General features: G+C 56.5%; 11 protein-coding genes and 1 tRNA gene. 3 read left to right on the top strand and 9 right to left on the bottom strand.

Annotation, left to right across the window (positions count from 1 at the left end):
- Positions 1-738, top strand: a 738-nt coding sequence (locus GC177_06685) for a malate dehydrogenase (GenBank protein MBI1275640.1), incomplete at its 5' end; no start/stop codon positions are given.
- Between the two features lie 48 nt (positions 739-786).
- Here the strand turns inward: GC177_06685 and GC177_06680 are convergent.
- The 3 genes from GC177_06680 to GC177_06670 form a co-directional block, all read right to left on the bottom strand.
- Positions 787-2,028: a hypothetical protein gene (locus GC177_06680; protein ID MBI1275639.1), complete on the bottom strand. Its 1,242-nt coding sequence runs from the start codon at positions 2,026-2,028 to the stop codon at positions 787-789.
- A gap of 63 nt (positions 2,029-2,091) precedes the next feature.
- Positions 2,092-2,712, bottom strand: a complete 621-nt coding sequence (locus GC177_06675; protein ID MBI1275638.1) for a hypothetical protein — start codon at positions 2,710-2,712, stop codon at positions 2,092-2,094.
- 163 nt (positions 2,713-2,875) lie between these two features.
- A complete protein-coding gene (locus GC177_06670) occupies positions 2,876-3,562 on the bottom strand; it encodes a hypothetical protein (GenBank protein ID MBI1275637.1) in 687 nt (228 codons plus the stop codon).
- Between the two features lie 35 nt (positions 3,563-3,597).
- Between GC177_06670 and GC177_06665 the strand changes: the two genes are divergently transcribed.
- Entirely contained in the window at positions 3,598-4,344 is a 747-nt protein-coding gene (locus tag GC177_06665; protein ID MBI1275636.1) for a prepilin peptidase, read from the top strand.
- Between the two features lie 78 nt (positions 4,345-4,422).
- Here the strand turns inward: GC177_06665 and GC177_06660 are convergent, their stop codons facing one another.
- Positions 4,423-5,082: a thiamine phosphate synthase gene (locus tag GC177_06660; protein ID MBI1275635.1), complete on the bottom strand. Its 660-nt coding sequence runs from the start codon at positions 5,080-5,082 to the stop codon at positions 4,423-4,425.
- An 87-nt stretch (positions 5,083-5,169) separates the two neighbouring features.
- Between GC177_06660 and GC177_06655 the strand changes: the two genes are divergently transcribed.
- Entirely contained in the window at positions 5,170-5,673 is a 504-nt protein-coding gene (locus GC177_06655) for a hypothetical protein (GenBank protein MBI1275634.1), read from the top strand.
- Positions 5,674-5,734: 61 nt separating this feature from the next.
- On the opposite strand, the gene GC177_06650 is transcribed toward GC177_06655, so the two are convergent.
- From GC177_06650 to GC177_06630, 5 genes are all read right to left on the bottom strand, one after another.
- Positions 5,735-9,133 carry a hypothetical protein gene (locus GC177_06650; GenBank protein MBI1275633.1) on the bottom strand — a complete coding sequence of 1,133 codons (3,399 nt, stop codon included), beginning with the start codon at positions 9,131-9,133 and terminating at the stop codon, positions 5,735-5,737.
- A 211-nt stretch (positions 9,134-9,344) separates the two neighbouring features.
- Complete coding sequence (locus GC177_06645) at positions 9,345-10,310, bottom strand: class I fructose-bisphosphate aldolase (GenBank protein MBI1275632.1); 966 nt, start codon at positions 10,308-10,310, stop codon at positions 9,345-9,347.
- Between the two features lie 38 nt (positions 10,311-10,348).
- Positions 10,349-10,423 (bottom strand) — tRNA-Thr (locus GC177_06640).
- A gap of 157 nt (positions 10,424-10,580) precedes the next feature.
- On the bottom strand, positions 10,581-10,802 hold the full coding sequence (locus GC177_06635; protein MBI1275631.1) for a hypothetical protein: 222 nt from the start codon (positions 10,800-10,802) through the stop codon (positions 10,581-10,583).
- A gap of 59 nt (positions 10,803-10,861) precedes the next feature.
- Positions 10,862-11,236, bottom strand: a complete 375-nt coding sequence (locus tag GC177_06630; protein MBI1275630.1) for a hypothetical protein — start codon at positions 11,234-11,236, stop codon at positions 10,862-10,864.
- Positions 11,237-11,238 lie beyond the last annotated feature (2 nt).

Genomic DNA, 11,238 nt, shown 5'->3' with positions numbered 1-11,238 from the left:
GCCGACGTGGTGATCGTCACCGCCGGCGTGCCGCGCAAGCCGGGCATGAGCCGCGATGATCTGATCGAGATCAACTCCAAAGTCATGCAGACGGTGGGCGAAAACATCAAGAAGCATTGCAAGGATGCCTTCGTGATCGTCATCACCAATCCGCTGGATGTGATGGTGATGGTTCTTCAGCAGGCATCCAGCCTTCCGAAGAACAAGGTCGTCGGCATGGCCGGCGTGTTGGATTCTTCCCGCTTCCGCCACTTCCTGGCCGAGGCGTTCAATGTTTCCATTGAAGATGTGACCGCTTTCGTCCTCGGCGGCCATGGCGACACCATGGTGCCGCTGGTTCGTTACTCCACCGTGGCCGGCATTCCCTTGCCGGATCTGGTGAAAATGGGCTGGATCACCCAGGCCAAGCTGGATGCCATCGTTCAGCGCACGCGCGATGGCGGTGCGGAGATCGTCGGCCTGCTGAAAACTGGCTCCGCCTTCTACGCCCCGGCTGCTTCCGCCATCACCATGGCCGAAAGCTACCTGAAGGACAAAAAGCGCGTGCTTCCCTGCGCCGCTTACCTCAATGGCGAATATGGGGTGAAGAATCTCTATGTCGGCGTGCCGGTGGTCATTGGCAAAAACGGCGTGGAGAAAATCGTCGAAATCGAAATGAACGCCGAAGAAAAGAAAATGTTCAATCACTCGGTCGACGCGGTGAAGGAACTTTCCTCCAAGCTTCCCAAAGCGGCTTAATCACCTTGAGCCAAAAAATTTCGGGGCGTGCCTTTGGCACGCCCTTTTTTATTCAACCACGAGCCCTGGTGCAGGGCGTGTCATTTCCTGTTGGGCGCCCGTTGCAGTAATGGTGTTGGCACCCTGGGGGCCGATGGCGGCAACAATCTCGCCGGAAGGCGAGAGGATGGCGCCGCGCTCGGGGTCATAGCGGCAGGTATTTTCCAGATTCGCCAGCACATAGCTGCCATCGGGCAGCTGCACATGAAAACCATGGTCGGCAATATAGGCCTGCAGCGAATAAACTCGCGCGGCAAACTTACCTGTCGGCACGCCTTCAGCATCCATCTGTTGCACAAACATGAGGAACGTTCCCTGCCCGCTTGCATCCGATGCCGCCAGGGCAATGGCGTCGTCGGGATTCATATCCACCGTATGCGTGCCCTGCGGCACATACACCACGAAGCCCTTCTCATTCTTCTTGTTGGCGGGGCCGAAAACCACCACGTCCCGCCCCGTCGCCTCGTCTTTAACGATGGCGTCCACAAACAGCCGGTGCGGCTCATGCGTGGGGTAGCGGTCCGGCAGGTATTCGACGGAGCAGGCCAGCAGCCGGTGCACGGATAAAAGGGACGCGGTCAGGCTGGTGATGTCGCGCATGAACGCCACATCCGGCGTCTGGTCTTCGGGGTCGGTAACGTCGCCCAGATAGGTGCATCCTTTGGCCAGGCCAACCAGCTTGAAATAGGCTTCTGAATCAAAATCATACACACGGGAAAAATTGAGGGCGCCCAGTTCGATAAACTGACGCACCACCACGGGCTCCTCGCCGCTCGTATCAAGCTCAAACTGGCAAAGCGGCTGAATGGAGATTTTGTCATCCTTGTTGAAATTGAGAAAGAACACCACATTGCTCTTATCCACGATCAAGCCGCCGAAATCCTCTTTCAGCGCCTCGATATGGAGTTGCCCATCGAGGTTATACTTGCCGTTATTGAAGGCAAGCAGGTAACGGGTCAGACCCGCCACCACCTCCGGATCGGTGGCGGCGTAAGCACCCCGGGTATCGGTGAAATTAAGCTCGTAGTTGATGTGCTGCGGCAGATGCGCGGGCACGGGCCCCTGGCAGGTAATGCCCAGATCATCCAGCATGGCCCTGTCCACATGTTCAAGAAACGGCAGCGGGTACAGCGTCCGGGTCTGCGCCCCATGGGTCTGAAACGGTGTCAGCTTTCCCCGCATTGCCTCATCGGCAAGCAGCGGCTCCATCCAGGCAACGTCAAAATGAGGGGAGGAAGAAACATCCGGCATCAAGATAATCCAAGCAGTGCCTGGAGATAATCCCATAAAACCATGAAGGAATCATGACGCCGCCTATACAGGCAGACGCTCGCTTTCCTTGCTGCCGGGAATCATCACCTGTTCAGCCGCATACACGCGCCGCAGGGCTTCCGCATCGATGCCACATAGCGCGCGAAGCTCGTCGATCCGCTTATGCTTCATGGTCTCCAGGGCCATATCGTAGATTTTGCCGACCGGGTTCAGCTTCCCTAGCCGAAGGCCCATATTATAGGCCACCAGATTATCGGCCGAGAAGCGGTAAGGGTTCGGGTAGATCTTGTTGGTGATGAGCTTGAACAGCCGCGCTTCAAAGCGGCTGATATTCTTGGCCGTGCCCATCGTGTAGCCGATGACGAACGCCTCATCCTGCGGCAGCAGCCCGCGTCCGAGCAGGATATGCACGCAATCATGCCGCTCCAGCGAAATGGCGCCCTTCATGGCGATGGGGGATTTGGGGTTCTCAAACAGCCAGACGAAAAAATTGATGGCGTCCGGGTCGTTCCCCTGCAGGGTATCGTACACCTCCCCCAGCAATTGATTTCCCGTATCCAGCCCCGGCGTCCAGTCCTTCCAGGAGGTTTTCAGGCCGGATTGATGGTGCGATGCTGCAATGGTTGCGGCGGCCGCCGCAGCTTCCTGATGGGGTTCGAGCATGATCCAAAAGCTCCCTCGGCGATGTCCGCCGTTGCGCCAGGATCGCAGCCCCCGTCAGCAAAGGTCATAAACCTGCCCGGGCTTTTCCAAAGCCGCCTGTGCGCTGTAGTCATTATAGCCAATAGCGGTAAATTTTTCAATCGCCTGAACAAGGCTGCCCGACTTAACCCTTGCCGGTACCGGGAATCCCAGCCACGAATGGCAGGCTGCGCAGCATGTTATCGCCGTCCAGGCCATAGCCGACCAGCCACTCCCCGCTGGTGAACAGCTGGCCGGTAAAATCGGCGGCGCCTTCTTTGCGGGTGATGAGCGCGGCGGAATGAACGGTCCGTGGATTGACGCTGCGCTCCAGCTCCTCTTTCAAGGCGCGGAACGTCCCGCCGGTATCGCTGATTTCATCCACCATCACACAATGGCGCAGATTGAGTTTCTGAAACGCATCCACCGGCATGAAGATATGGGGATGCTCAAGACGCGAGTTGTGTTCATCGTAGCTGACGACCTTCACGGCGCACAGGTCATTGGGAATGCCCCTCCAGCGCAATGCGCGCGAAAGATCGGCGGCCAGAAAGGTCGCCCCCTCGAGAATATTCACAAGCATGAGCGGGTTTCGCTCATCAACGGCACCACGAAATTTTTCGGCGATCTCGTCGGCCATGGTGTGGATGCGAGCGCGGATATCCTCTTCGGTGCAGACCATGAATAATTTCTGATCGCCCACAAAAAACTGTTCCTGCGCGGCAGGCATCCAATGGGACGAAACATCCGGCCAGATGGGAAGATTGTTGGTCATGCTCATATCCTTGATTTTCCTCTCACCTAACCGAGGAATGTGAAACACGTATGACATTGCTTAACCAATAGGGGATAAGTTCGCCGCAAAGGATGCATCTTATGCCAAGCCCGTTGATTCTAGCCCTCATCGCCGCCGCTTTCGGCCTGGTCTTCGGCAGTTTCATCACCGCCCTTTCCTGGCGCCTGCCCCGGGGGGAGGACTGGGTGAAGGCCCCGTCCCACTGCCCCGCCTGCAACCACCGGCTTGGCGTGAGGGACCTGTTTCCCGTGTTTTCCTGGCTGTTGAGCAAGGGGCATTGCCGCCATTGCAACATCTCCGTTTCCGGCCGCTATCCGCTTATTGAGTTGACCGCGGCTCTATTAACCGCCCTGCCGGTCTGGCAGTTTGGGCTAACCCCTCTGGCCGGCTGGATGGCGGCTCTCGGCCTGCTGCTCCTGCTGCTCAGCGTCATTGATCTGGAGCACGGCATTCTGCCCAACAATCTCAACCTGCTGCTGGGCGTGCTCGGCCTGGCCTATGCCTGGCAACAACAGCATGCCTGGCTGGATATCGGCCTGAATCTCGGCATCGGCCTGCTGCTGGGGCTGGGCCTGAAATACGGCTACATGGCCATCCGCAAACGCGACGGCCTTGGCCTGGGCGATGTCAAATTCCTGGCCGCCGCGGGCCCCTGGCTCTGGCTGGATGCCTGGGCGCCGTTCCTGTTTCTGTCGGGCTTTTTCGGCGTCATTCTGGGACTATTCTGGCAAAAACGTTTTGGGCCGGGCACCTTTCCATTCGGTCCCGCCCTGTGTCTGGCGCTTTATGCGGTGCTGATGCTAGAACACGTGCTGTAAAAAATAAAAATTCGGGCTTCGCCCGTAAAGTCGGGGCTTTGCCCCGAACCCCAGCAAGGGGCTTGCCCCTTGCATCCCTTATTCGGTCAGGAGGTGCTGCACGGGCTGAACCGGAGTTTCACGAATGATACGGGCAAGATATTGCGCATGCAGTGCCGGGTTCTGCCAAAGGTAGGAGATGGTGGCGATAAAATCCGCCCCGTGGGAAACCAGAATGGCAGCATTCTCGGCCGTGATGCCCCCAATCGCTACACAGGGAACCTCCGACTGGCTGGACCATTGCGCCAGCACCAGCGGCGAGGGGCGGCGTGTATTCTCCTTGGTCGTGCTGGGGTAAAAACTGCCGAACGCCACATAATCCGCCCCGGCCTCCGCCAGCTCCATCGCCGTATCCAGGCTATCGTAACAGGACATGCCGATGATGGCCTCCGGCCCGAGCAGCCGTCTGGCCTCGCTCAGCCGTCCGTCCTCCTCGCCCAGATGCACCCCTCCCGCGCCAGCTTTCACAGCAAGGTCCGCCCGGTCATTCAGGATAAACGCCACCCCCAGCGCCTCGCAAACCGGCAGCAACCCGTCCGCCGCGCGCAACACCGCATCATCGGGGACATCCTTCAGGCGAAGCTGCAGCACGCTCAGCAATCCGTCCGCCGCGCCATGTGCGGCTTTTAGCTGCTCCACGAAAGCGGGCAGGTCGGGTAGTTCAGGTGGCGTGATGGCGTAAATCTGACAAGTTTCCATGCCCGCACCATAAGAAAAGGCCGTGCTTTTGTCACCCGGCTCCCGCTTTTTCATGGCAATATTTCAGGGGGAGGCATACAAAAAGGCATGCAGAAGCGAATCACCCCCCTCATCGCCGCCGTGCCTCTGGCCCTGCTTCCCACCGCCGCCTGGGCCGCCATCAGCTGTTTCCCGGCCTATGGTATCGGCAATATCGACGGCCTGGCGCTCGTGCCGCTCTACATCATGCTGGAAATATTGCTGCTCACCAGCTTCTTCGGCTACCATCGCCGCCGCACTGTCTGGGCCATCATGCTATGGGCTTTGCTGACCTGGCCGCTGACCATTGCGCTCTCCATCCAGCCATGCAAGCTGGAAGGCCTTGTTGCCGCCATGCTGCATGGCGTGCCCGCCGCCCAGCAATGGAGCATGTTTACCAGCTGGTTCACGCAATTCGCCGTCATCACCATCATCAAAATCGTCATGATCGCCAGCACAGGCGCCCGCCGTCCCGGCTGCAAACTCTGGCTGCCCGCCATCTTGGCCGGCCTCGCCTCCCACATCCTGCTCGCTGCCTGGCTGCTTCTCGCCTGGATGGGCTCACCCACCTGAAACACAAACAAAAACCCCCGCCACAAGGGCGGGGGAGATTGCCATAATGTAATGTTAATAATTACATGCCCGGGCCATCCTGCTGCTGCGACTGTTGCTGTCCAGCGCCGGCTTGGGGAGAGGTAAGGGAATGAGAAACATCCCCAAGCGTTTGAGCGCCAACGGTATTGAGGAGCTCTCCCGCTGTAAGCACATGATCATAATAGGCACTGGTAAGTTCACTAAGATTAGCATTCACGCCATCAATGCAATCTTGATTCGGCACCGTCGGCCCATCTTCCGTGAGTTGGACAGGAGCGCAGCTATCCTCCGCCAGACCATGGATGGCATTATACACATAGGTAGCAGCCCCCATAGTGTTGCCATTAGGCAGCGTTATTTGAACATCGTTCGTGACTTGAAGGCTATTGAGCTGATCTGTGGAAAGACTGGAGCCGTGTTCTGAAAGAAGGGTCAGGAACGTATCCATATCCCCGCGCTCTATGGCAGCATTCATAATCAGCGTCAGCGAGTCGCCATTGTTGAGCAGGGCCTGGTTCTGAAGAGCGGCGGCATACATTTCATCGCTCATCACGCCGTTGGCATTCACCAGTAGGTTATCAGCAAATTCCGGATGGGCTGCAACAATCGCGATGGAGCGATCCACGCTAACGGTAACCGCGCGGTTTTCGATTGCGTAGGTAAGGTCATCCTTGGCATTGACGGTTGGGTCATTAAAGGCGGCATCGAACAATGCCGCGTTATTGATGACAGTGCCGAGCACGCCTGGAATTCCACGCGCTTCTGGATCATTCACGATATCAGCCACGATATTGACGCCGATATCGGAACCCAGTGCGGTATTCACCACATCCGCCAGGAAGGACGGAGCGGGGGTGGCACTAAGAAGTTCCGTAACACGATCCGCATCGGAAGCCAGAGCCGCAACCACGGTATTATGAGCCACAGGCGACCATGAAATCGTTTCACCGAGGTGCTGAATAACTACTGGGTTTGTCAGGTCGAGATGGTCAAGCAGCGCCTCGAATTCCAGCGTATTCTGCATCGTCGCCGTCATTGCATCTGGGGATGCGATTACAGCGTTGGCAACACCTTCGAGTCCGCCTTGCTGCAGAACAGTAATCAAATCCTGATTATGTTCCGTGCCAAACAATTGATTAACGAGCTCTGGTTTAGCGGCGATGGCTGAATAAACATGCGCAGTATTCATGCCGCTCATCGGCAGGCCGTTATCGTTACCAGTCAGAATCTGGCGGATACCGTCCATAGCCTTGGTTTTTACAGCTTCCGAACTTTGCTCACTGGTGTAAGTGGCCAGTAGGCTGTCAAACAGCACGGTCTGCTGTGCGCCATCCAGAGCAAGGTCATGCATGCCGCGCCCGTTGGAAACGGTAACATCCGAGATGCTATTAATAAGGCTTACGCGAACTACTGCCGGAGTAATGCTGTTAATGAGATCCGCATTGCCGGCGATAGCCTGCAGGTTGGCAGCGGAAATTTGATCGGGATTCTCAATGATATAGCTGGTCAGTGCCTGATTGAGTGCAGGCGGGGTTTGAGCCAGCGCCGCAGTAAGCGACTGATTTACAACATCATCAAGGATTCCCTCGCTAACCAGGGCCGCTTTGACTTCAGGGTCGTTGAGGGCCGCGTTGAGCAGCGTCACGTTGCCGGTAATGGCATTCACCAGGGCCGTCTGATCAATCCCGCTGAATTGCGAGTCGCCCTGCAGACCGGCATTATTGCGGTCGGAGGTGATGATGTCGATGATGGTGGTTTCGGCACGAGCACCCAGTTCGGCATTGCCGAGGTTGCCTGCAGCGAAATTCAATACATTCAGGGCCTCAGGGCCTTCCAGCAGAGTATAATCGCCGCTCAGGCCGCCATCCACGATGGTGCTGCTGGCGAGATCATACAGTGCGAACACATCGGCCGGGGATGCGGCGGCGATGTTATTGGAAGACAGCAGCGTTCTCAAATCATCGCTGCCGACTGCGCCGATGTGATCCGTCGCAACCTTATAGGCGAACGCCATGTCACCATGTGCAATGGATGCATCTAGAAGAGGGCCGAAAATATCATTGTTCAGGCTGCCGCCATAACGACTGTACATATCCTGGACAAATTCCAGACCTTGCGGCTGCGAGGTGGAATTGATGCCTGCCACAAGAATCTGCGAGGCCAGTTGCGGATTTGAGCCCATGCCGCCAAAGCCAAACACGGTAGACAATGTTGTGAAGTCGTTGTTGGTAATGGCATTGGCCGCCATGCTGCGAATCCCAGACTCTAGGGCCGCCGTGCCAAAAGTATCCGAGAAAGCGCCATGCCCACCGGTAGACAGCTCGGCCTTGATGGTATCCAGGTTACCGGCCACCAGACTGTTGATCTGATCTTGCGAAATCTGACCAGTCAGGCCATGATCGGTCAGGAACTGGAAATTATTTGCACCAAGCGCCCAATTAGCGAGGGATTGGTCAAAGTCGCTGCCGCTAAGGTCAAGGATAGCGGTTGCGGTGGCCGGATTGAAGCCACCCGTGATAAGGCCGCTGATCGAATCGCGCGATACCAGCCCCATGTTCCAGGCGGAGTTCAGTACGGCGGGAAACTGGTCACTGCCTTGGGACGCAGCGCTGGAAACGACGCTCTCAGCAAAGCTGCTGGAGAAGCTCGAAGGAGAGCCAAGGAAGAGGCTGTAGGCGTAATTGGCCTGGTTATTTGCAAGCGCCGCATTGCCAATGGTTTCAGACGCACTGCGATCGTTGGCAATAACAAAGTCAGCAAGGGTAGAGTTAAAAGCAGGATAGGCTCCGGCTTCATTTGGGCGGAAATTTGCCAAAATAGTATCGCGATGACCGGAATCCATACGGTTAAACAGATTTTGTGCGGTCGTTTGATCAAGCGGGGCCGTGGCAATTGCAGCATTAAATGCCTGGCTAAGCTGATCCTGCGAGAGATCGCCAACCAGCTGGTTCAGCAGAGCTGCATCCGCCACAACGCCATTTTGAATGGCAATTGCAAAATCTTGTGTAACAAAAGCGGCATTCTGCTGAATAACGGCCGTGTCCAGTTCATCCAGGTAGTTTCCATTGCCATTCTGGGCTGTCCAGAAGGATACATGCTCGGCAGCACGGGAATAATCTACGGACAAAACGCCGTCTGTAATGCTGATGGCATTGCTGCCATCAAGCATCCGGTCTGTAGTAAGAACGTTGAAGATTTCCTGATCGCCTAACCCGCCATCGCGCAGATGCTGCACAAGCCCTTCAAAGCTGATGGGAGTGGTGCCGTTAATATAGTTATCTAAGATATCTCGTTGCAGAGCTTCGAGTTGCTCCCTGCGAGGAGAGGTTGCGCCAGCCACCATGCTTCCCATGGCGCCCATAATATTACCGGCAACCCTGTTTACTACTTCATCATGTAGTGGGGTATTGCCACGGTTTGCGGTGTGACGATCGGCCATGAGAGAGTCCTCTGCGAGAAATTAACTTTCTATTGTTTTACAGAGGGATTGTTAAATGCCCGTTACGGAAATCAATAAATTTGTTAACAAAACCGTAATGCTGCCATGCGCGCCGCGCATGGTTATGTCAATGAATAATATCGATAAAACAGGAAAAACCTTTCCGCCGCAGAAACGAGGGAAAGGTTAATCACCCAAAAAATAATGTGATTTAAGCCGCTTTTTTAACCGGCTTCTTCACCCCGGGGGATGGCGGGGATTTATAAATCGCGATGATTTCGCGCAATAAATCCAGTGCTTCCTGGCGTGGGCGCTGGAAGCAGTTGCGGCCGATGATGGAGCCATCGCCGCCGCCGGCATGAATTTCGCGGATCTCGTTCAGCACATCGGCGTTGCCTTTGGCATTACCGCCGGAGAAGATGACCAGACGGCGCCCGCCGAACGTGGCCTGCTTCACATGCGCAATGCGGTCCGTCAGGCTGGAAATGGGGATCACCTGCTTTTCATACACCTTCTTGGCTTCATCCTGCCCCAGCTTGCTGGTGGGCGGCTTTACCTTGATGATATGGGCGCCGAGCAGGGCGGCCATATGGGCGGCATAGGTAATCACATCGGCCGCGGTCTCGCCGTCTTTGGAAAGCTCCTCGCCACGGGCGTAGCTCCACACCACCACAGCCAGCCCCTTGGATTTTGCTTCCAGCGACATCTCGCGGATTTCTTCCATCATGGCGAAGCTTTCGCCCGAACCGGGATAAATGGTAAAGCCAATCGCCGAGCAACCCAGGCGCAGCGCATCCTTGACGCTGGCTGTCACGGCCTGGTCCGGCGCTTTGCTGTTGGGATAAAGGGAATTGGAGCTGTTCACTTTCAAGATCAGCGGAATGGCGCCCGCAAATGTTCCTGCGCCCGCTTCCAGCATGCCGAGCGGAGCAGCATAGGCGTTCAGCCCGGCATCAATGGCGAGCTTGAAATGGTAATGCGGGTCATAGGCATCGGGGTTGGGGGCGAAGCTGCGTGCCGGGCCATGTTCAAACCCCTGGTCCACCGGCAGGATCACCATTTTGCCCGTGCCGCCCAGCTTGCCATGCATCATCATGCGGGCAAGGCTGGCTTTGGTGCCGGGATTGTCGGACTCATACCATGACAGGATGTCTTTGACGCGGCGCGTAACGGCCATGGAAGCCTCCCAAGTTTTTTATACGGCTGAAAATCCCCTGGTGCCGCCACCGAGGATTGAACTCGGGACCTCACCCTTACCAAGGGTGCGCTCTACCACTGAGCCATGGCGGCACTGGGAAAGCTTGCCATGTGCCATAGTGCCTCAACGAAGGCAAGCAAAATTAAGCTTTATTCGGAATAACCGCCCGGGAAAGGCCGCCCTAAATAAAACAAATACACAAAAACAAAGGGGGCCGAAGCCCCCTTTGTCGCCGAATCGCCGTAAAAACTAGTCGGCTTTTTGGGTTTTATGGCACTTTTTGCAGGGCTCATCCTTGCCATGCGCCTTGTGGCACTTGGGGCAGATTTCGCCTTCCTTATGGCAGGTCGTGCATTCGCACTTCTTGCCATCACCCTTGGCGCATGGGCAATCCATGCCGCTTTGAGGTGAGGCGCAGGCTGCAACAAACGCCAGCATCAGCATGGCGATGGAACGTAAGAACAGATTCATGGGAAACTCCCTTTTAAAGATAAAGCGTAAACGAACCGCCGCCCAGTGGCGGTGAAAGATTACGCCTGTTTGGGAGGTGGCGTAGAAAGCTCAACGATATACGCAATGAAATCCTGATGCGCCGGGCGCAGGCTGCGCATGGGCACGGTCTCCGGAGAGGGCTTGCCCGCATAGGACGGCATGCATGCCATGGAGATGCATTTGGCACAGGCAGAACCAAACAGGCATTGCCGCCCCGCATGCTTGTCCTTATCGGGTTTGGCGAGGACTTTCTCTGCCATGCCGTGACACGGCATCGCATCGGTGGCTGGGGTGGCGGCTTCGGCTTTCGGCATACCCAGGCCGAGCATGGCCTCGCAGCAGATAATGCGCGACGGATCGAGCATCGCTATGCTGAATAAAAACGCTACCAGGAACAGAAAAGATCGTTTCATTC

Source organism: bacterium, from assembly GCA_016124905.1.
GTDB lineage: Bacteria > Pseudomonadota > Alphaproteobacteria > Rickettsiales > RI-342 > RI-342.
The sequence above is the reverse complement of the archived record's forward strand: the minus strand, read 5'-3'. Positions and strand labels throughout refer to the sequence as shown.

Bases quoted from the DNA above. Each gene is read 5' to 3' on its own strand.
- GC177_06680 (MBI1275639.1), bottom strand. From the start codon at position 2,028: ATGCCGGATGTTTCTTCCTCCCCTCATTTTGACGTTGCCTGGATGGAG.
- GC177_06675 (MBI1275638.1), bottom strand. From the start codon at position 2,712: ATGCTCGAACCCCATCAGGAAGCTGCGGCGGCCGCCGCAACCATTGCA.
- GC177_06670 (MBI1275637.1), bottom strand. From the start codon at position 3,562: ATGTCATACGTGTTTCACATTCCTCGGTTAGGTGAGAGGAAAATCAAG.
- GC177_06665 (MBI1275636.1), top strand. From the start codon at position 3,598: ATGCATCTTATGCCAAGCCCGTTGATTCTAGCCCTCATCGCCGCCGCT.
- GC177_06660 (MBI1275635.1), bottom strand. From the start codon at position 5,082: ATGGAAACTTGTCAGATTTACGCCATCACGCCACCTGAACTACCCGAC.
- GC177_06655 (MBI1275634.1), top strand. From the start codon at position 5,170: ATGCAGAAGCGAATCACCCCCCTCATCGCCGCCGTGCCTCTGGCCCTG.
- GC177_06650 (MBI1275633.1), bottom strand. From the start codon at position 9,133: ATGGCCGATCGTCACACCGCAAACCGTGGCAATACCCCACTACATGAT.
- GC177_06645 (MBI1275632.1), bottom strand. From the start codon at position 10,310: ATGGCCGTTACGCGCCGCGTCAAAGACATCCTGTCATGGTATGAGTCC.
- GC177_06635 (MBI1275631.1), bottom strand. From the start codon at position 10,802: ATGAATCTGTTCTTACGTTCCATCGCCATGCTGATGCTGGCGTTTGTT.
- GC177_06630 (MBI1275630.1), bottom strand. From the start codon at position 11,236: ATGAAACGATCTTTTCTGTTCCTGGTAGCGTTTTTATTCAGCATAGCG.